This window comes from Oleiharenicola lentus, assembly GCF_004118375.1.
GTDB classification, from domain to species: Bacteria; Verrucomicrobiota; Verrucomicrobiia; order Opitutales; family Opitutaceae; genus Lacunisphaera; species Lacunisphaera lenta.
Window position 1 is genome coordinate 889,596 of record NZ_SDHX01000001.1, and the last position, 20,401, is coordinate 909,996.

The window sequence follows — 20,401 nt, forward strand, 5'->3', positions numbered from 1 at the left end:
CGTTTCCAACGGCCGGCCCCCCGGTTCAATCCGGCCGTGTCCCGCGAGTCGCGCATCACCGTGCTGCATTACACCGGCTCCCGCCGGGACGACGGAGGCGTGCATGCGGTGATTCGAAACATCGCGGCCGATGCCCACATGGATGCAGTGCTGGGAGTTTCGCCCGGCTATGGCGCGACCAAGGAACCGTCCTTGCCCGTCTGGTGCGGCCCGGCTGTGGCGGATGAAATGATCGGTGCGGGCAATCTTTGGCCGACGCTACAGGTGGCATGGAAAATACGGAGCTGGTTGCGCGCTGCGCCGCGCCGCGTTTATCACGGTCATTCCCGGGCCGGGATGCTTGTCGCCCTGTGGCTGCATTTTCTTGGCGAGGACCGGGCGGTGGTGAGTGTGCACTGCTATGGCCGGCATCTCTGGGTTTATCGGCTGGCCCACGGCCTTTTGGGCCAACGGTTCTTGTGGTTGAGCCCCGCGATGAAGCGGCACTACGGGCTGCCGGACCTCAGCTGGAGCGGTTGCATGCCCAACGGCCTGAACGCGTCGCTGTCTGCGGTCATGCGGCGCGGTCCGGGGGCGGACGGAGTGCTGCGGCTGGGCGGGGCGGGGGCGCTGGTGAGGTGGAAGCGCTGGGATCTCGTGCTGGAGGCTTTGGCGCGGCTACCGGCCTCAGCGAAGGTGCGGTTCATGCACATTGGCGGTGCGCTCGATTCGGCGGAATCGCGCGCCTGCGAGCAGGACCTGCGGGCCCAGACAGAAAGACTGGGTTTGCGCGACCGGGTCGAGTGGCGCGGCTGGCAACCCTCTTCGGCCGGATTGCTCGCCGAGGTGGACGCGGTGGTCGTGCCCTCGGACGGCGAGCCGTTCTCGATGATCGCGCTCGAGGCGATGTTTGCGGGCGTGCCGGTGATCGCGACCCGCGGCGGCGGACCGGAGGATTTTATTGTGGAAGGCGTGAACGGCTGGCTGGTGCCGCAGGGTGATGCCGCGGCGTTGGCGGCGCGGATAGAGGCGCTGTTGCAACCGGCGGCTTGGAACGGCCTGCGCGTGATGCCGGAGCATCTGCGAAAGTTTTCCATGCCCGAGACCTTGGCCGGCCGCTGGGCCGCCATCTACGCGAGCCTATAACGCACGGAGCGCCGCGGCGAGGGCGGTGAGGTGGCGCTCGGTGGTGAAGCGGGCGAGGTAGTGCCGGCGGAAGGTGCCGGGGGGCGGCGGATTGGCTCGCAGTCGGTTCAGCGCGGCAACGAGAGCATCGGCGTGGCCGGGCGCGACGAGGCTGGCTTCGGCTGGAACGGAGTCTGGGATCGCAGCCCAGCGCGTCGCGACGATGGGCAGGTCGTGGGCCATGGCCTCGAGCAACACGAGCGGCTGGCCCTCGGCGGGGTAGGTCGTGGGCAGGCAGAGGCAGTGGCTCTGGCGGAGCAGGTTGGTTTTTTCCGCGCCGTGGACCTGTCCGGCGTAGCGCAGGGTCGCGGGGAACTGGTGGCAGAGTTCGGCGAAGAGACCGGCGGCGGCCGGTTGGGCAAAAGCACCCGCGGCCACGAACGTGAATTTCGGCGCATCCTTGGGCGCGCCGGCCGCGCGGTTGGCGGCGAGCACGGCGCTGGCGGCGGCGAAGAGGCCTTTCTCCTCGCTGCACAGGCCGAGGAAGAGGACTTGAAACGGCTGCCCGTCAGCCAGCGCGCGGACGGGCGGGGCGTCGTCGGGGTCGGCGATACCGTTGGGCACGACGGCGACCTGGCGCGGTTGAAAGGCCAGCGCGTCGGTCTGGAACGAGTCGCTGAGCACGATCGAGAGAGCGGCACGGCCGAGCAGGCGCCGGGCGAGGAAGCGTTCGAGAAAGTTGCCGTGTTCCTCGAGCCAGGCCGCGAGCCCGGCGGCGTGCCAGTGCAGCACGAGGCGTTTGAAGAAGGGCCGGCAGAGCAGCATCACGAACAGGTCGCGCCAGAGCGCACCGCGTTTGCCCGGGGCCGGCACGTAGTAGAGCGTGTCGCAGCCATCGCGGCGGCGCGCAGCCAGGGCGTGCAGGCAGGCGGCGAGCAGCGCGATCGCCTTGCTCGGGCGCCAGCGGCCGATGTCGGCGGCGTCGCGCGAGAGAGCAAGGTTGACGTGGTGCAACGCGATGCCGTGCGCGGGGAGTCCCTCGACGAGCGTCTGCACCATGAGGCTCTGGCCGTGGAGGGGCGGGGGAGTTTGGGCCAGGACCAGGAGCTTCATCTTCGGCTTGGAAACGGGACGGGACGCTGGATGATGCGGGCCGACCGTGAGCAATCCAGCCGCAAAAACCACCGCCCTGGACCCGCAGCGACTGGCCGCAGTGGGCCTTTGCGCCGTGGCTGGGCTGGCGGTGTTCCAGTTTTTCGGCAACGCGGCTCGCGGCTACATCGACTCGGCGTCGCTCTTCTACTGGTGGGGCTACCAGTGGGCGAACCCGCAGTCGGAGAGCGAGCACGGCTGGCTGATTCTCGGGCTGAGTTGCTGGCTGTTTGCGCGCAATCTGCGCGCAAGTGACAAGGATCAAGGATCAAGTAACAAGATTTGGGTCGCAACTGTGGCCATGGTGGCGGGACTGCTGATCCACCTGCTGGGCTATGCGCTCACGCAGACGCGGGTTTCGATCTTCGGGTATCTGGTGTTTGCGTGGGGCGGTCTGGCGCTGGCGGGCGGGCCGCGCTGGGGACGGGCGGCGGTGTTTCCGGTGGTGTTCATGCTGTTCGCCATCCCGCTCAACATGCTCGACACGGTCGGCTTTTACCTGCGCCTCGGCGTGATCGAGGTGGCGTGGCGACTGGCGCACCTCGTGGGCATCGACGTGATCCGCAATGGCACGCAGCTGATGTCGCCCGACGGCGGGTTTTCCTACGACGTGGCGGCGGCGTGCAGCGGCATGCGCTCGCTCACGGCGCTCGCGGCGTTGTCGCTGCTGCTGGGTTACCTGAATTTCCGGTCGTGGTGGGTGCGGGGGCTGATCGGGCTGCTGTGTTTCCCCTTCGCGTTTGTCGGCAACGTCGTGCGCATTTTCGCGGTGATCGTGATGGCCGAGTGGCGGGGCCAGGCCGCGGGCGTGAAGACCCACGATGTGATGGGCTTCGGTGTGTTCGTGATCGTGCTCGGCCTCGTGCAGCTCACGGTGTGGCTGCTGCAAAAATGGAAGGTGGGTGAAGGCATGGCGCCGGTTGAACCTGTGTCCGCCGAGGCGGCCACCCCGGAGGTTTCCAAGGCATTATATTACAGACGGGCTTGGGTCGCGGCGGGATTGGTGGGAATCGTCTCGGTGGGCGTGGTGTGGGCGACGGTGAAGCTCGATGGCATTCAGGTGAGTCCGAAGACCGGCATCCGCGTGGCGGCGGATGGGGTGAACCCGGTGGCGCTGCCGGACTTCATCGGACTGGATTGGATGGCGCAGGCGGCGGACATCACGCCGGTGGAGCGCGAGGTGTTGCCCTCAGACACGGGGTTCTCGCGCAAGACCTACGTGTCATTGCTGGACCGTCGCGTGCAGGTTTTCCTGTCCATCGTGCTCAGCGGACGCGACCGGACCTCGATTCACCGGCCGGAAATCTGCCTCGTCGGCCAGGGTTGGACGATCACCGGACGCAAGCAGCACGCGTTTCGCCGGCCCGACGACCCCAAGGCGCGAGTGCCGGCTACGATCCTGCGCATCGAACGCGAAGTGACCACGACGCGCGGCGAGAAGATCAAGGTGCCGGCGGTGTTCGCCTATTGGTTTGTGGGCGCCGACAAGGTCGTCGGCACGAACACCGAGCGGGTGGTGCTCACCTCGTTTGACCGGTTGAGACATCTGCAGGCGCACCGTTGGGCCTACGTTGTGGCGCAGACCCTGGCGCCCGATGGCGAGGAGGCCGGTCTCGCGCGCATCCAGGCGGTGCTCGATGGGACTTTGCCGGCGTTTCAGGAGCCGTTGCCCGCCGGGCGGCGATTGTAAAATCCGCGCGGTATGCGGTGTTGCCAAGCGGGGTGGGCAACCTACCGTAAAACTCCAAGTGATGCTGACCGTCATCGCCGCAACCAAGCAACTGAGCCAGACAACCGGAACCGCGCCCGTCCTGTGGGCCATGGTTTTCTCGGTGTTGGCCGGATTAGCCCTGGGCTATACGGCGGTCTGGCTTTTCCTGCGGCAAACTCGGCGGCTCGCCTGTGAGAAGGCGCAGGCCCATCAGGACCTGGCCAAGCGTGAGGCTGCTGTCGCCGCCCAGGAAATGCTCAGCAAGGCCGAGGAGGAAATCCGCAACCGCGAGGCCGATCTCAACCGCGACCTCGACCGCCGGAAGATTGAGATCGAGATGATGCTGCGCGAAATCCGTTCCCACGAGGAATCGCTCGGCCTGCTCGACTACCAGCTGGAGCAGCGACAGGAGCGTCTCGCCCGCGAGGCCGCCGCCATCAAGCAGGCGCGCGACGCCATGCGCGATCTCTCCAAGAGCCTGCGCAAGCGCCTCGAGGGGGTCGCCTCGCTCGACGGCGAGGAGGTCCGCAAACAGCTGCGCGACGAAGTGACCTTCGAGTGCCAGGAGGAACTGCGCGCCCTCCGCAAGGAATTGCTGGAACGCTCCGAGCAGGACCTCGTGCAGCAGGGCAAGCGCATGCTGTTGGCGACCATGCAGCGCCTCGTCAGCAAGCCCAACAACGACATCACCGCCACCATCGTCCAGCTGCCCAGCGAGGAAATGAAGGGCCGCATCATCGGCCGCGAGGGGCGCAACATCAAATCCTTCGAGGCCGCCACCGGCACCACGCTGCTCATCGACGAGTCGCCCCAGATGGTGCTCATCTCGTCGTTTGATCCCGTGCGCCGCGAGGTCGCCAAGCTCGCGCTTGAGTCACTGGTGAAGGACGGGCGCATCCACCCGGCCAGCATCGAGGAGGCCGTGGGCCGCGCGCGCTCTGACCTCGATCTGCGCATCGGCCAGATCGGCGAGGAGGCCGTGGACCGGCTCAAGATTTCCGGCCTGCACCCCGAGGTCATCAAGCTGCTCGGCAAGCTGCGTTTCCGTTTTTCCTACACCCAGAACGTGCTGGATCACTCCATCGAGGTGGCGCAGCTCTGTTCGATGCTCGCCTCAGAGCTGGGCCTCGAACCCAATATCGCCAAGCGCGCCGGTTTGCTGCACGACGTCGGCAAGTCCATCGAGGGCGAATACGAGGGCAGCCACGCGCTCATCGGCGCGGACTTCATCCGCCGCTACGGCGAGACCCCGATCGTCGTGAACGCCGTCGCCGCGCACCACGAGGAAGTGAAGCCCGAGACGCTCTACGCCGGCCTCGTGATCCTGGCCGACGCCATCTCCGCCTCGCGCCCCGGCGCCCGCTCGGAGTCGATGACCAACTACCTCGAACGCCTCGGCCGTCTCGAGCGCCTCGCCATGACGATGCCGGGCGTGCAGCAGGCCTTCGCCATCCAGGCGGGCCGCGAAGTGCGCGTGGTCGTGCATCCCAACGTCGTGACCGATGACCAGGCCCACGCGCTGGCCAAGACGCTGCGGCTCAAGATCGAGCAGGAGCTCGACTACCCGAGCACGATCAAGATCACGGTGATCCGCGAGCAGAGATACACCGAGACGGCGACGTGAGGCGGCTTTGCCGCCAGGCAACAGGTTTCAATTGGCAAGTATCAGGATCCCGCCAAAAGGCAGAATTTTCGCCAACGGAGTTCTTGTTACTTGATACCTGTTGCTTGATACTTCCTGCAAATGGCCGACCCGAAGATCCTCGAAACCTTTCCGAATCCCGCTCCGCACCGCGATTTCCTGATCGAGCACACGCACCACGAGTTTACGTCGGTGTGCCCGATGACGGGGCATCCGGACTTCGCCGACATCACCGTGAGCTACGTGGCGGACAAGAAGTGCGTGGAGCTGAAATCGCTGAAGCTCTACTTCCACGCCTTCCGCAACGAGGGCATCTTCTTCGAAGCCGTCACGAACAAGATTTGCGACGACCTCGGCAACGCCCTGAAGCCCCGCAGCCTGAAGATCATCTCGAAGTGGAAGGCCCGCGGCGGTTTCAGCTCGGTCGTGACCGCCGAGTGGAAGAAGAAAAAGTAAGCCCGGACGATAATCGTCTGAGTCGTGCTTAAGACGGGCCCCTCAGTCCCGTTCCACGCCGGCCGCATAAACCCACGGGACTGAAAGTCTCGTTTCCACGTTTCTGCACCACGGCGGGGTGCAGCTTACTCGAGGCCTCCCTCTGCTCCAGTGGAGCCGCCATTCCGCACAACCCAATGTTCGTATTACGAACATTGGACGGGTGGCTCCCGACTGAGGCGAAAGGCGAATGTTCGTAATACGAACATTCGGCCGAGGGGGGCTCGGAGCGGATGAGGTGCGGTCAGAGCGGGCGGAGTGTGGCCAGGGCGGCGGCGTGGAGTTCCGGCGTCGCGGCGGCGACGGTGGAGCTGGCGGGGTAAGCGGGGCCGCCGGACCAGTCGGTGATAACACCGCCGGCGCCGCGGATCACGGGCACGAGCGCGGCCACGTCCCATGGGTTCATGATCGGGTCCACCACAAGATCGGCCCAACCGGTGGCGAGCACAAGGTAGGCGTAGGCGTCACCCCAGGTGCGGCAGAGCTTGGCGGACTTGGCGAGGCGGTCGAAAGCGGCGGCGTCCTGGTATTGGGCGGGCGTCAGCCAGTCGCAGGTGAGCAGCGTGGAATCGGCAAGCCGTGTCGTCGGGCGACAACGGACCGGGGCGCCGTTGAGGGTGGTCGTCTTGCCGTCGCCGACCACGAGTTGGTTCAAGACCGGCTGGTTGATGCAGCCGAGCACGGGTTGGCCGTGGTGGAGCAGGGCGATGAGTGTGCCCCAGAGTGGCACGCCGGTGATGAAGGACTTGGTCCCGTCCACCGGGTCGAGCACCCAGACGAATTCGGCGTCGGTGCGATCCGGGCCGAATTCCTCGCCGAGCACGCCGTGCGTCGGGAACTTTGACCGGATCATCCGTCGCATGAGTTCCTCGGCGCCGCGATCGGCCTGGGTGACGGGCGAGGCGTCGGACTTGGACTCGACGGCGAGATCGAGCCGGCCGAAGAGCGGACGCGTGAAGTCCCCACTGGCCTGGGCGAGTTCGAGCAGAAAGGCACGGTGGGGAGACAGATCCATGCGGTGAGATATGGCCCACGCAACACACGGAATACACGGAAAAAAGTCTGGGGTCCGGCCGGTTCCGTGTGTTCCGTGTGTTCAATGGGCCAAACCTGGACTGACACACCGATCCATTTCATCGACTTCGAGGGCAACGCGACCTCGGGCATTCTGGAGTTCGGGGTGGTGACGCTGCTGGCGGGCGAAATCACGGCCGCGCACACGCGGCTGTGCCGGGCCACCGGGCGCGTCAGCGCGGACGACACCAAGGTCCACGGGCTCAGCGCCGACGGACTGGCCTCGCAGGAATATTTCGCCGCGGAGTGGGAGCGTTTCGCGGGACTGCGGGCCACCGGGCCGCTCGCGGCGCATTTCGCGCCGGTGGAGAATTCATTGCTGCGCAAGGTGTGGCCATACCCGCGCGAGGTGCCGGACTTCGCCCGGCCGGGCAAGATCTCCACCGAGTGGGGACCGTGGATCGACACCGGGCGTCTGTATCCGCAGTTGTTTCCGCAGGCCGGTTCATTCCGGCTGGAGGACCTGGTGATGCGCCAGGGTCTGCCGGGCGAATTGGAGGCGGCGGCGCGGCGTCACTGTCCGCCCGAGCGGCGGCGATACCATGCGGCGCTCTACGATGCGCTGGCCGGGGCGTTGTTGCTGGCGAGTTTGCTCAAACGGCCGGAATTTTCCACGGCCACCCTTCCCTGGCTCTTGCAGATGAGCACCGCGGACGGCGAGAAGCGCAGTGCGTTGCAGCAGGGCGACCTGTTCTAATCCAGCGGGTATTTCCTCAGTCCCGTCAGCTGGGCCAATGTTCGTATTACGAACATTGGGTTGTGGACGAGGTAACGGCGCCAGAGCCGGCGGGGATCGGTGGCGAGGCGGTGGAGCCATTCGAGGCCGCTGCGCTGCATCCAGAGCGGGGCTTGCGGCACACGGCCGGAGAGGAAGTCAAAGGCGGCGCCCACGCCGATGAGCATGCCGGCGTCGAGCGTGGCGGCGTGCGTGGCCATGAAAAGCTCCTGCTTGGGGGAACTCAGGCCGATCCAGATCACGTCAGGTTGGGCGGCGGTGACGCGCGCGCGCAGGTCGGCCAGTTCGCCGGTATCCAGTTCGCGAAAGGGGGGCGTGAACGTGCCGACCACCGTGAGACCGGGGAAGCGCGCAATCAGGCGATCCTTCAGCTGCTCCGCCACACCGACGTCGCCGCCGTAGAAAAAATGCCGCAACCCGACCGCGCGGCCCGCGGCGCACACGGCTTCCAGGAGGTCGGGTCCATAGACGCGGGTGGTGCGCTTGTGGCCGTGCCAGCGGCCCAGCCAGACGAGCGGCATGCCGTCGGGCGTGGTCAGCAGCGAGCGGTTGTAGTGCGCGCGGAGCGCCGGCCGCGAGCGCGCGAGGTTGGCGTTGTAAGCGGTGGCGCAACAGACGTAGCCGAGCTGTTTTTGTCCCCGAGCGGCCAGAATTAGGTCCCGGGCTTCCGTCAGCGACAGGGCGGACACGCCGGTGCCGAGGACGTTGAAGCGGGGCGGGAGCGACATGGCGGCTAAGCTGGCCGTGCCTCGCCTGCGCGGCAATGCCGGATCACGGCCCGACCGTGAGCACGGAGCGGCAGCGGAAGACGGCCACGAGGCTGATGAGCACGAGGCCCAGCAACAGCGCAAAGGCCGGGCGCGCGCCGTCGGCGGCGACGATGGCGATGACAGCCGAAGTCAGCACGGTGCGCAGCACGCGGTCGTAGGCATGGAAGAAAGAGCCCACGCGGCCCATGACCTTGTTGTCCACGAGGTGCAGCAGGGCGGCGCTGCGGGCGACGCGGCTGCCGGCGTTGCCATACCCGAGCAGGACGGCGGCGACGAGATACAGCGGGATGCTGGGGAAAAGCACCAGCACCGCCGCGCCCAGCGCGAACAGCCCCATCGTGACCGGCACGGTGCGGCCGGCGGAATGGGTGGCGATCAACCGCGGCAGACTGAAGCCGGCGAGGATGGCGCCCACGGCGAACACGATCTCGCCGGCACCGAAAACCCAGGCATCGGCGCCGAGGGTCTGGGCGACATAGATCGGAAACAGGTAATTGCCGACCATCACCGTGATGAAGGGCATGAGCGAGGCGGCGAAAAACACCGTGAGCTGCGGACGGGCCCGCAGCCAGCGCCAGCCCTCGGCGATGGAGCGCCACGCGGACAGACGCGGTGCCGCGGCGGTGTCGTCCAGGTGGGTGCTGCGGTAGGGAATGGTGGACTGGATCGAGAAACTGAAAAGATAGGTCGCGGCGTTGAGCCCCAGGATCACGCCCAGGCTGAAATGTTCGACGAGGATCGGCCCCAGGCCACCGGCGATCATCATGGCAGTCTGTCCCTGCACTTCCATGAGGCCCGTGAGCGACTGATACTGGGACTTGTCGATGACCTGCTGGAGAAAGGCGTATTTCGCGGGGTAGTGAAGGGTGTAGTAGAGCATGCCGCAGAAATAGACCGCGGCCAGGGAGGCGGGACCGTAGCCGCCCTGGAGCAGGCAGATCGCGGCCATGACGGCCGTGGCAGCGAAGCCGAACAGCTCGCTGCCGAGCAGCATCGTCTTGCGCGAATGCCGGTCCACCCACACGCCGTAGTAGGGCATGAAGAGAAAGAGCACGATGGTCGTGACCAGTGTGACCGTGCCGTAGGTGGTGGTGCCGCCGGGTTGCTGCACGAGCAGCCACGGCACGGCGAAGATCGTCACGCCCGCCCCGATCGAGCCCGTGATGTTGGCGAGCAGCAGGCGCCGGATGCGGAAGTCGCGGAGGAGTTCCTTCATGGCGTTCTCAGGTCGGGGGCGGCGGCGGTGTGCCCGGGGCGGTGCATGCCGCGAGGATCAGCCGACGGGCGCGGGAGGCAAGCAGGCAGGCGGCGCCGGGAGGTTCAGTTCAGAACCATTTCTTACGCTTCAGATAGAACCACGTGAGGCAGGTGAAGAACAGCATCACGCCGAGGGCGATGAAGTAGCTGTGCCGGCCGTGGAGTTCGGGCATGCCGTCGAAGTTCATGCCATACCAGGTGCCGATGACCATGACCGGCAGGGTGATGGCGGTGAGGGCGGTGAGGAACTTGATGCCCTCGTTGGCCTCGATCGCGGCCTTGTTGAGGTAGATGTCGAAGGCGAGCATCAGGCGGTCGTGGTAGCCGATCACCGTTTCGTCGAGGCGGGCGAGGTTGTCGCGCAGGTCGCGGTAGTACGGCAGCAGGGTGCTGCGGATCATCTTGCTGTCACCGCGGGCGAGGCGCTCGATGATCTCGCGCTGCGGGCGCAGGATCTGGCGGAGCTTCGAGAAGTCGCCGCGCACCTGGAGCAGCTCGTTGACCAGCTGCTGGTCGGAGGCTTTGCGGAGCACGGATTCCTCGATTTCCTCGAGTTCGTCGTGCAGCGCGGTGAGCATGGGGCTGAAGTTGTCCACCAGGAGGTCGAGCAGGGAGTGGGCGAGACGGTCGCCGCCGCGCGGGCCCGGGCCGACGTTCTTGCCGAGGCGCTCGATGAGGGCGTTGACGGAACGCAGGGGCGTGCGGTGGAAGGTGACGAGGAATTCCTTGCCGAGGAACAGATCGAGCTCGGTCGAGGCGAACTTCTCCTCGCGCGTGTAGTCCACGGCGTGGGTGACCATGAAGAGGTAGTCCTCGTAGTCCTCGATCTTGGGCAGCGGGCTGGGGGTGAGACAGTCCTCGATGGCGAGCGGGTGGAACTGGAAGAGGCCCTCGAGGACGGCCTTGGTCTCCTCGTCGGTGGGGTTGTCGAGGTCCACCCACACGATCAAACCCTTGTCGCCGTGGACGAGGCGCAGTGCCTCCAGCTCGAGGTCGCGGCCGACCAGTTTGCCTTCGCTGAAGATGAAGGAGTGGATCATGGACGGGCCGCATGCTCAGCGCCGCCCGCGAACGAGGCAAGCCCGGGGTGGCCCGTAGTTCCGGGTCATAGACGGAGATTGGCTTGAAGGGAAACGGCTGCGCCGCCTTTCTGGCCGCACATACAACGGGCCACGCTTGTATGAACCTACCCCAAGTCTGCTTGTTGTCGTTCGCGTTGATCAACGCCTTCGTGTTCACCGGTTGCGCAACCGTGACGCGAGGAACCACTGAAACCCTGATGATCCAGTCAACCCCGTCCGGGGCGGACGTGCGGGTCTCAAACGGCTTCACCGGCCGGACGCCGTTCACGTTCACGGTACCCCGGAAGGGTGACCTGATCGTGACCATATCCCTGCCCGGCTACGAAGCGCAGGAGCATATCCTGCATTCCAGTGTGGCGGGCAAGGGAGCCGCCGGGGTGGCGGGCAACGCCCTGATTGGTGGCGTGATCGGCATCGGTGTGGACATGGCCACGGGAGCAGCCCTGTCGCACAAGCCGAACCCGCTGGTCGTGACGCTTAAACCGATGGTGATTCCGGTGGCGGAAAAAGCGCCGCCCGTGCCACCCGAAACCACAGCTCCCGGACCGGACACGCCGACGGCTTCGGCCGCACCTCCGGTTGCGGCCAAAGAGGAGCCAGCCGGAGGAAACGCCGGCGCCAGTGCCGACTCGCCTGGTGGCGGAGTTGCCGCGCCAAACAAGTCCGAATGAGGCCTCGTCCCACGTTTGTTTTTCCCTCCAACCCATCCTTCCTCATGAATATCATCCGCCCGATCCTGTTCTCGGTTGCGCTGCTGTTGCTCAGCGGGTGCGCCTTCAATGCCGGTTACAATCCCTCGTATTTGCCCAAGGACGCCGTCCGTCTGGGGCTTGATGGCAAAAGCCTCGTCGTAATCAGCGACGTGGACGCCCAGTGGCAGTTCTCCGGCAAGCCCACCAGTTTCACGGGTGGCGGGACCACCCTCACGCTGCCCATGGGCGAGATCACCAAGCAGGTTGCGCTAAAGGTTTTCGGTGCGGCCTTCGCCGGCGGAGCGGATTTCCGCAATGATGCGGCGGGGGCCGAGGGCTATCGGCTGATCGTCAAACCGAAGGTAAACAAGTTCAGCTACGCCTACAATCAGCTCAAGAACCTGGGCTTTGCGATCACGCCCATCGTGGACATGGAGCTCAGCGTTGAGCTGCTGGCTCCGGACGGGACCACCCTCCTGGCCAAAACCTACGGGGGCGGGCCCACGGAAGGCTCCACTTACGCGATCAGCGGCCAGCCGGCGGAAAAAATTAACCAGATCCTGCACTTGCACCTGTTCAAACTGATGACGGACGCGGCGCAGGACGCCAAGGTGGCCCTCAAGGAATGATCCTCCGCGGAAGCGGTCCAGGCGCGGCGGACAGCCGCGCCTGGGTTATTTGACCGGGCCCAGGAGCTTGTTCTCCAGCTCGATGACCGTGGCAATGAAGGCCTCGGGGGTGGCCGCGGCCATCAGGGCGGCGCGGCTGGATTCGTCCTTGATCAGGCGGCAGAGTGCGCCGACGAGGATGAGGTAGTCGGTCGGGTTGTTCTTGGGCGTGCCGAGCACGAACATGAGTTTCACGGTCTGGTTCGAGTTCTCGAAGAGCACGCCGTTGGTGCTGCGGCCGACGGCGAGCACGATCTTCTTCACGTGTTCGGTGCGGGCGTGGGGCAGGGCGACCTCGTTGCCGAGGCAGGTGGTGTCGAGGCGCTCGCGGGCGAGCAGCTCGTTGTAGAATCCCTGGAAATTGACGACGCTCGGGTCGGCCTCGAGCAGCTTGGCGGTCTCCTGGAGGGCGGCGGTGCGCTTGGCGCTTTGCAGCGAGAGGACAATGCGCTCGGGGGCGAGCAGACTGGAGAGACGGGCGGCCATGGTCGGGAGAATCCAAGAAAAGATTCACGGCCCCGGTGAACGCAAGGCCGGAAGTGGGGCGTTCGCGTGACGCGCCGGCCGGCGGTTTGGGATTGCGTGCCCCGGGGCGTTGGCCGGAGTTGTCGGTGATGGTGAACAGCACATGGATGGCGGACACGCGGTGGGCCAAGGAAGGGCGCGGGGCCTTGGGTCAGATCGGACTGGTGACCTTCGGGATTCTGGCGCTGGAACTCGCGCTGATCCGGTGGACCTCCGGGCAGGTGCGGGTTTTTGCGTATTTCAACAATCTGGTGCTGATCGCCTCGTTCCTGGGCATGGGGCTGGGGGTGGCGCTCGGGCGGAAGCGGCCGGGGCTCATCCACGGGCTCTTTCCCTTGCTCCTGCTGCTGGCGTTGCCCCTGGGGTTCTCGGACCAGCTGGGGTTGGTGCATCTGCGCTTTCCGGATCACGCGATCACGCTGTGGGGCGGGGAGCAGGTGGCGGCCGATCCGTGGATGTTCGCCCGGAACCTGGGCATCTTTTGCGGACTGCTCGCGCTAATCGTGCTGGTATTTGTCTGCGCCGGTGCGCCGCTGGGTATCCTTTTTGCGCGGGCAAAGGTGCTGCGGGCCTACACGGCCGACCTCGCGGGGTCCTTGCTGGGCATCCTGGGCTTCACGATTTTGTCCTGGTTGGAATGCGGCCCGGCCTGGTGGTTGGTTTGCGGCGGGTTGCCCTTCGTTTTGCTGACCCGCCGGTGGTGGGGGGCGCTCCTGCTGGTCGGCATCGTGATTTTGGGGCAGTTCACGGCCCGGGGGGTGGTCTATTCGCCATACAACCGCATCGAGCTGGTTCACAACGCCTCGCTCGGCATCGAGCTGCAGGTCAACCGCGACTTCCACCAATACATGTTCGACCTCAGCGACGAGGTGCTGGCCCGCGAGGACCCGCGGACGCCCACGCTGCGGGAGCTGAGGCAGCTGTATGATCTGCCCTTCCTTGTGAATGAGCAGCGTCGGTCGGCCCTGATCGTGGGGGCCGGCACGGGCAACGATGTGCAGGCGGCGTTGCGGAACGGTTATGCCGACATCACCAGCGTCGATATCGACGCGCGCATCATCGCCATCGGAAAGGAAATGCACCCCGAGCGCCCTTACGACAGCCCCCGGGTGCGTCCGGTGGTGAACGACGCCCGCGCCTATTTCAGCAGCCGGGACGGCCGGATGTTCGACGTGGTCTGCTACGGCCTGCTCGATTCGCATGCGATGAGCTCGGCGATGTCCACGCTCCGGCTCGACAACTACGTTTACACGGAGGAGGGCATTCGCGCGGCTTGGCAGCGGGTTTCCCCCGAGGGCCATCTCTCGCTGTCGCTTTCGTGCATGGCCGGGCAGTGGTTTGTGGACCGGCTATTCTGGACCATCACCAAAGCAACCGGCCGCAAGCCCTTACCGCTCTATTCCCGGCTGCATGGCGGCACGGTCACATTCATCGTGCCGAATGAAAAGGCGCACCTCAGCCAGGCGGAACTGGCCCGGCGCGTGGCCGTGGGCGCGCTCATGCCGATGGAGCGGACGCAAACGCCGAGCGACGACTGGCCGTTCCTCTACATCACGCCCGGAGTCTTTCCGTGGGGCTATCTGATCGTGCTCACCCTGATTCTCACGACGACGGCGGCCACCGTGCGGCCGGTCTTTGGCATCGGGCGGGGGGGCGCGGCCTTTGACTGGCCGCTGTTCCTGATGGGAGCCGCCTTCCTGCTGATCGAGACGCGCGGCGTGACCAGCCTGTCGCTGCTGTTTGGCTCGACGTGGGTGGTAAACTCCGCGGTCTTCGGCGGTATCCTGACGATGGTTCTGCTGGCCAACCTGGCGGTGCAGCGTTGGCAGTGGCAGAATCCCGAGCCGTGGTTCCTGGCCCTCTTCGCGGCCGTGGCGTTCCTTTACCTCTTCCCGGTCGGTTGGCTGAACACGCTGCCGATGCTCCCGCGTGGCATCATTGGCGGCCTGCTGACCGGCCTGCCGGTCGGGCTGGCGGGCGTGATCGTGCCGCTGCTGCTGGCGCGCGCGGCGCAACCGGCCGCGGCGCTCGGCGCCAATCTACTGGGTGCGGTGCTCGGCGGATGCCTGGAGTATTTTTCGATGCTGGGCGGCCTGCGCTCAACGGCGCTGATGGCGCTCGTGCTTTACCTGACCGCCTTCCTGCTGCTGCGGCGGAAGGCGGCCGCGGTGGCGGCATAAAAAAGGCGCGCCGGATGGCGCGCCTTGGGGAGACAAGGGAACCCGCACGGAGCGCGGGTTCCACCTCAAGCCGGCGGGACCTCCATGGGCGGGTTGGAGTTGGCAGCTTCCTGCTCGTCGGACTCGACGACCTTGGCGATGGCGAGGAGTTTGTCGCCTTCCTCCAGGTTGACGAGGCGGACGCCCTTCGCGCCGCGACCGGTCTCGCGGATTTCCTTCACGCGGGTGCGGATGCTCTGGCCCTTGGCGGTGAGGAGCATCACCTCGTCGGTGTCGCGGACGCTGAGCGCGCCGGCGACGGCGACGGAACCGTCGTCGGGCAGGTCGATGGCGATGACGCCCGTGCCGCCGCGGCGGGTCTTGCGATAGTCGCCGAAGGGCGTGCGCTTGCCGACGCCGTCCTCGCGGGCCACGAGCAGGCGGGCCTCGTGGTCGCAGACTTCGAGCGCCTGGAGGTAGTCGCCGGTCTTCTTGAAGCGCATGCCGGTGACGCCTCCGGTGAAGCGGCCTTGCGGACGCAGGCCGAGTTTTGGCCCTTCGACTTCCTCGCCCTCGGCAGGTGCGGCCGAGGCGGACTCGGCGCCTTCCGCCGGTTCGTCGGTCTCGGTGGCGCCCTCGAAGAAGCGCACGGCCTGGCCCTGGTGGGAGACGAGGATGATTTCGTTGGAACCGTTCGTGAGGATGGCGCCGACGATGTCGTCACCCTCGGCGAGCTTCATGCCGCGGATGCCGCCCTCGCGGGTGGCGCCCTCGTATTCGGCAAGGGCGGTCTTCTTGATGGCGCCGCTCTTGGTGGCCATGACGACGAAGTGCTCGGGCGTGAATTCCTTCACGCACAGGAGTGCGGCGAGTTTTTCGCCGTTGGTCAGGCGGAGGAAGGAGGCGACGGACTTGCCCTTGGCGGTGCGGGTGCCCTCGGGGATGTCGTAAACCTTCTTCGCGTGGCACTGGCCGGTGCTGGTGAAGAAGAGCACGTAGTCGTGGGTCGAGGCGGTGAAGAGATTCTCGACGAAGTCGTCCTCGTAGGTCTCGGCGCCGATCACACCCTTGCCGCCGCGCTTCTGGGAGCGGTATTCGGCGACGGGCGTGCGCTTGATGAAGCCGAGGTGCGAGACGGTGATGACGGCGCCCTCGTTGGGGATGACGTCCTCCATGCGGAGGTCGCCGGCGTCGTCGATGATCTCGGTGCGGCGCGGGGAGGCGTATTTCTCCTTCAGCTCGAGCAGCTCCTGCTTGATCAGCGCGAGGAGCTTGGCCTCGGAGTCGAGGATGCCCTGGAGTTCCTCGATGAGCTTCATGAGCTCGAGGTATTCGGCCTCGATCTTGCCGCGCTCCAGGCCGGTGAGCTGGTAGAGGCGGAGCTCGAGAATCGCATTGGTCTGGATCTCGGAGAGCGGATACTTCGCCATCAGCCGCTGTTTGGCCTCCTCCTTGTCCTTGGAGGCGCGGATGATCTTCACGAAGTCATCCAGATTATCGAGGGCGATGATGTAGCCCTCGAGGATGTGGGCGCGCTCCTTGGCGCGGGCGAGGCGGAACTGGGTGCGGCGGGTGACCACGTCGCGGCGGTGGTCGATGTAGCACTCCAGGAGTTCCTTGATGTTCATCTGCTTCGGCCGCTTCTTGTCGAGGGCCAGCAGGATGACGCCGAAGGAGGACTCGAGGGCGGTCTTCTGGTAGAGCTGGTTGATGACGATCTGGGACTGCTCGCCGCGCTTCAGCTCGATGACGATGCGGGTGTTCTCGTCGGACTCGTCGCGCAGGTCGCGGATGCCGTCGATCTCCTTTTCGCGCACGAGCTCGGCGATGCGGAGCACGAGCGTGGCGCGGTTCACGTTGTAGGGGATCTCGGTGATGACGATCTGTTCGCCGCCACCCTTGAGCTCCTCGGTGTGGGCCTTGCCGCGCGTGCGGACGATGCCGCGGCCGGTGGTGAGGTAGGACTTGATGCCGGCGCGGCCGTTGATGTAGCCGCCGGTCGGAAAATCGGGACCGGGAATGTAGGTGACGAGCTCGTCCACCGAGATCGTGGGCCGGTCGATGATGGCGCAGGCGGCCGCGATGATCTCGCCGAGGTTGTGCGGCGGGATGTTGGTCGTCATGCCGACCGCGATGCCGGTCGAGCCGTTCATCAGGAGGTTCGGCAGCGCGGACGGAAGTACGGTCGGCTCGGTGGTAGACTCCTTGTAGTTGGGGGCGAAGTCCACGGTCTCCTCCTCGATGTCCTTGAGGAGTTCCTCGGCGACATCGCGGAGGCGGGCCTCGGTGTAGCGGTAGGCGGCGGGCGGATCGCCGTCCACGGAGCCGAAGTTGCCCTGCGGGTCGATGAGCGGGTAGCGCATGACCCAGGACTGGGCGAGGCGGACGAGGGTGTCGTAAACGGAGGAGTCGCCGTGCGGGTGGTAGTTCTTGAGCACCTCGCCGACGACGCCGGCGCACTTGTCGAAAGCGCGGTTGTGCAGCAGGCCTTCGCGGAGCATCGCGTAAAGGATGCGGCGCTGGACGGGCTTCAGGCCGTCCCGGGCGTCCGGCAGGGCACGCGAGATGATGACCGACATCGAATAATCGATGTAGGCCGTCTGCATGATGTCGGTGATGTTGGCCGTCGAAAGTTTTTCGTTAGCGGTATACACGGAAGAAGGGGCGATGGGCTAAGGGCGATGGGCGGTGGACCGGGATACGATCAGACGTCGAGATATTGGACGTTGAGCGCGTTGTCCTCGATGAACTGGCGGCGGGGCGGGACCTCGTCGCCCATGAGGAGGGTGAAGAGAGCGTCGGCCTTGGCGGCGTCGGCGATGTTCACCTTCAGCAGGCGGCGCTTGTCGGGGTCCATCGTGGTTTCGTAGAGCTGCTTCGGGTTCATTTCACCGAGACCCTTGTAGCGTTGGATGCTGAGGCCCTTGCGGCCGTTGGCGCGGATCTGACCGATGATTTCGAGCGGGGAGAACAGCTCGGCCTTGGTCTCGTTCTTGGTCGCGGCGTTTTCGGTGAAGACGTAGCGCGGCTGGGCGGACGGGGCGAAGGACGAGATGTCGAGGCCGGCTTTGGCGAGGGCCTTGAGGAGCTTGGTGAGTTCGTTGGCCTCGAAGATCTCGTGGATGGTGACGCGCCGGGTGACCATGGGGGCGGCCGAGGCGGTGGCGGCGGGCTGGTCGGGATTGGCGGCCATGAAGGCGGCGCGGGCCTTGTCGTCGGCGAGGAACTGGTGGCTCTCCTTGTTGCCTTCGCGGATGCGGGCGATGTAGCGCGGGAGCTCGTGGGTTTCCTGGTTCTGCTGGTCGAGATACTCCGCGAGACCGGCACCATGGCGGGTGATGCCGTGGCCGAGCTTGTCGAGGGCGGCGAGCATCTCGATGATCTGGTCGAGGGCGGCGGGAGCGAGCGGGGGCGAGCCGGCGGCGGCGGGCGAGATGAGGATGTCCTCGGCGCCGAGTTCGAGCAGGATGCGGTTCAACTGCTCGTCGTTGTCCACGTATTGCTCGCGTTTCTTGCGCTTGATTTTGTAGAGCGGCGGTTGGGCGATGTAAACGTAGCCGCGCTCGATGATGCCCTTCATCTGGCGGTAGAGGAAGGTGAGGAGCAGGGTGCGGATGTGGGAGCCGTCCACGTCGGCGTCGGTCATGATGATGACGCGGTGGTAGCGGGCCTTGTCGGCGTTGAAGGCGGACTCGTCCTCACCGGTGCCGATGCCGGTGCCGATGGCGGTGATCAGGGTGCGGATTTCCTCGTTGGAGAGGACCTTGTCGAGCTGGGCCTTCTCGGAGTTGATCAGCTTGCCGCGGAGGGGGAGGATGGCCTGGTAGCGGCGGTCGCGGCCCTGTTTGGCGGAGCCGCCGGCGGAGTCACCCTCGACGATGTAGAGCTCGCACACGGCCGGGTCCTTTTCGGAGCAGTCGGCGAGTTTGCCGGGGAGGCCGCCGCCGGAGAGGGCGCCCTTGCGGATGGTCTCGCGGGCCTTGCGGGCGGCCTCGCGGGCGCGGGCGGCCATGAGGGACTTCTCGATGATGCGCTTGGCGACGGGCGTGTTGCTCTCGAAGTAGAACATCAGGCCTTCGTAGGCCGCGGAGCCAACGATGGACTCCACTTCCGGGGACAGCAGCTTGACCTTGGTCTGCGACTCAAACTTCGGGTCGCTGTGCTTGATCGAGATGACGGCGGCGAGGCCCTCGCGCACGTCGTCGCCCGTGATCTGGGGATCCTTCTCCTTGAGAATGTTGTTGGCCTTGGCGAACTGGTTGATCGCGCGGGTGAGGGCGCTGCGGAAGCCGGAGAGGTGCGTGCCGCCATCCGGATTGTGGATGGTGTTGGTGTAGCAGAGGACGAGGTCGTTGTAAGAGTCGTTGTATTGGAGGACGAGTTCGAGGTGGATTTCGGCGGGCTTGCCGTCAATCTGGGTGTGCGACTCCTTGGCAATGCGGACGGGTTTGGGGTGCAGGGCGTTCTTGCCCTGGTTCATCTGCTTCACGAACTCGATGACGCCGTCCTTGTAGAGGTAGGTCTCGGGCTTGGGGTCGGCAGGGCGCTCGTCCACGAAGGTGATTTCGAGGCCGGAGTTGAGGAAGGTAAGTTCGCGCAGGCGACGGCTGATGGTCTCGGCCTTGAAGACGGTGGTTTCCTTGAAGATTTCGGGGTCGGGCTTGAAGGTGATGAGGGTGCCCGTGCCCTTGGCCTTGCCGATGACCTCGAGCTTCTTGGTGGTCTTGCCGCGCTCGAAGGTCATGTGGTGGATCTGGCCGTTGCGGGAGACCTCGACCTCAAACCACTCGGAGACGGCGTTCACGCACTTGGCGCCGACGCCGTGGGTGCCGCCGGAGAACTTGTAGCCACCCTGGCCGTATTTGCCGCCGGAGTGGAGGGTGGTGAGCACCATCTCGACGCCGGGAATTTTGTATTGCGGATGGATGTCCACCGGGATGCCGCGGCCGTCGTCGCGAATGGAGATCGAGCCGTCCACGTGGATCGCGACCTCGATTTTTTTGCAGTGGCCGGCGAGATGTTCGTCCACGGAGTTGTCGAGCACCTCGGAAACGCAGTGGTGGAGCGCGCGTTCATCGGTGCCGCCGATATACATGCCGGGCTTTTTCCGGACGGCTTCGAGACCTTCGAGTTTGCCGAGCTTGGAAGCGTCGTAGGACTCGGCGGAGGGCTGGTTTTGCGGGGCGGAAGGGGCGTCGTTCTGGTCGGACATTCAGGTCAAAAAAGTAAGCCAAAAACGTCTGGGAAATCGGTGGATTGGACAACTGTTTTCTAGGGATAAACGGAGGTATTTTTCATGCGGCTGGATTATTCCTCATATAACTGATGGATAGC

The 20,401-nt window shown here is 65.6% G+C and carries 16 protein-coding genes; 8 read left to right on the top strand and 8 right to left on the bottom strand.

The features are described 5' to 3' along the window. Positions 1-36 precede the first annotated feature (36 nt). Positions 37-1,125 (top strand): glycosyltransferase family 4 protein, encoded by a 1,089-nt coding sequence (locus ESB00_RS03640; protein ID WP_164976011.1) that lies wholly within the window; start codon positions 37-39, stop codon positions 1,123-1,125. Here the strand turns inward: ESB00_RS03640 and ESB00_RS03645 are convergent. Next, a complete protein-coding gene (locus tag ESB00_RS03645; RefSeq protein ID WP_129046372.1) occupies positions 1,120-2,217 on the bottom strand; it encodes a glycosyltransferase family 4 protein in 1,098 nt (365 codons plus the stop codon). The two genes, ESB00_RS03640 and ESB00_RS03645, sit on opposite strands and share 6 nt — an antisense overlap. Positions 2,218-2,263: 46 nt before the next feature. On the opposite strand from ESB00_RS03645, the gene ESB00_RS03650 reads away from it, so the two are divergent. The 3 genes from ESB00_RS03650 (at position 2,264) to queF (ending at position 6,065) form a co-directional block, all read left to right on the top strand. Beyond that, the gene (locus ESB00_RS03650) at positions 2,264-3,946 is read left to right on the top strand and encodes an exosortase/archaeosortase family protein (RefSeq protein WP_129046373.1); all 1,683 of its coding nucleotides are present in this window, start codon (positions 2,264-2,266) and stop codon (positions 3,944-3,946) included. Between the two features lie 61 nt (positions 3,947-4,007). Next, entirely contained in the window at positions 4,008-5,591 is a 1,584-nt protein-coding gene (gene rny, locus ESB00_RS03655; RefSeq protein WP_129046374.1) for a ribonuclease Y, read from the top strand. 120 nt (positions 5,592-5,711) lie between these two features. After that, positions 5,712-6,065 (top strand): preQ(1) synthase, encoded by a 354-nt coding sequence (queF, locus tag ESB00_RS03660; protein ID WP_129046375.1) that lies wholly within the window; start codon positions 5,712-5,714, stop codon positions 6,063-6,065. Positions 6,066-6,348: 283 nt separating this feature from the next. On the opposite strand, the gene hisN is transcribed toward queF, so the two are convergent. Beyond that, positions 6,349-7,119, bottom strand: a complete 771-nt coding sequence (hisN, locus tag ESB00_RS03665; protein ID WP_129046376.1) for a histidinol-phosphatase — start codon at positions 7,117-7,119, stop codon at positions 6,349-6,351. A gap of 84 nt (positions 7,120-7,203) precedes the next feature. On the opposite strand from hisN, the gene ESB00_RS03670 reads away from it, so the two are divergent. Then, positions 7,204-7,875, top strand: a complete 672-nt coding sequence (locus ESB00_RS03670; protein WP_129046377.1) for a 3'-5' exonuclease — start codon at positions 7,204-7,206, stop codon at positions 7,873-7,875. Here the strand turns inward: ESB00_RS03670 and ESB00_RS03675 are convergent. The 3 genes from ESB00_RS03675 to corA form a co-directional block, all read right to left on the bottom strand. Continuing rightward, on the bottom strand, positions 7,872-8,642 hold the full coding sequence (locus tag ESB00_RS03675) for a WecB/TagA/CpsF family glycosyltransferase (protein WP_129046378.1): 771 nt from the start codon (positions 8,640-8,642) through the stop codon (positions 7,872-7,874). The genes ESB00_RS03670 and ESB00_RS03675 overlap by 4 nt on opposite strands. A gap of 43 nt (positions 8,643-8,685) precedes the next feature. Next, positions 8,686-9,900 (bottom strand): MFS transporter, encoded by a 1,215-nt coding sequence (locus ESB00_RS03680; protein ID WP_129046379.1) that lies wholly within the window; start codon positions 9,898-9,900, stop codon positions 8,686-8,688. Positions 9,901-10,009: 109 nt separating this feature from the next. Further along, on the bottom strand, positions 10,010-10,981 hold the full coding sequence (gene corA / locus ESB00_RS03685; RefSeq protein WP_129046380.1) for a magnesium/cobalt transporter CorA: 972 nt from the start codon (positions 10,979-10,981) through the stop codon (positions 10,010-10,012). Positions 10,982-11,121: 140 nt separating this feature from the next. Here corA and ESB00_RS03690 point away from each other — a divergent pair, with 140 nt between their 5' ends. Continuing rightward, positions 11,122-11,694 carry a PEGA domain-containing protein gene (locus ESB00_RS03690; RefSeq protein ID WP_129046381.1) on the top strand — a complete coding sequence of 191 codons (573 nt, stop codon included), beginning with the start codon at positions 11,122-11,124 and terminating at the stop codon, positions 11,692-11,694. A gap of 44 nt (positions 11,695-11,738) precedes the next feature. Further along, a complete protein-coding gene (locus ESB00_RS03695; protein ID WP_129046382.1) occupies positions 11,739-12,344 on the top strand; it encodes a hypothetical protein in 606 nt (201 codons plus the stop codon). Between the two features lie 45 nt (positions 12,345-12,389). Here ESB00_RS03695 and ESB00_RS03700 read toward each other — a convergent pair whose 3' ends face one another. Beyond that, positions 12,390-12,869 carry a PTS sugar transporter subunit IIA gene (locus tag ESB00_RS03700; RefSeq protein ID WP_129046383.1) on the bottom strand — a complete coding sequence of 160 codons (480 nt, stop codon included), beginning with the start codon at positions 12,867-12,869 and terminating at the stop codon, positions 12,390-12,392. Between the two features lie 128 nt (positions 12,870-12,997). On the opposite strand from ESB00_RS03700, the gene ESB00_RS03705 reads away from it, so the two are divergent. Next, complete coding sequence (locus tag ESB00_RS03705) at positions 12,998-15,088, top strand: spermine/spermidine synthase domain-containing protein (RefSeq protein WP_129046384.1); 2,091 nt, start codon at positions 12,998-13,000, stop codon at positions 15,086-15,088. Positions 15,089-15,153: 65 nt separating this feature from the next. Here ESB00_RS03705 and gyrA read toward each other — a convergent pair whose 3' ends face one another. Beyond that, entirely contained in the window at positions 15,154-17,721 is a 2,568-nt protein-coding gene (gene gyrA / locus ESB00_RS03710) for a DNA gyrase subunit A (RefSeq protein WP_129046385.1), read from the bottom strand. Positions 17,722-17,771: 50 nt separating this feature from the next. Then, positions 17,772-20,279, bottom strand: a complete 2,508-nt coding sequence (gyrB, locus tag ESB00_RS03715) for a DNA topoisomerase (ATP-hydrolyzing) subunit B (protein ID WP_129046386.1) — start codon at positions 20,277-20,279, stop codon at positions 17,772-17,774. Between the last annotated feature and the right edge of the window lie 122 nt (positions 20,280-20,401).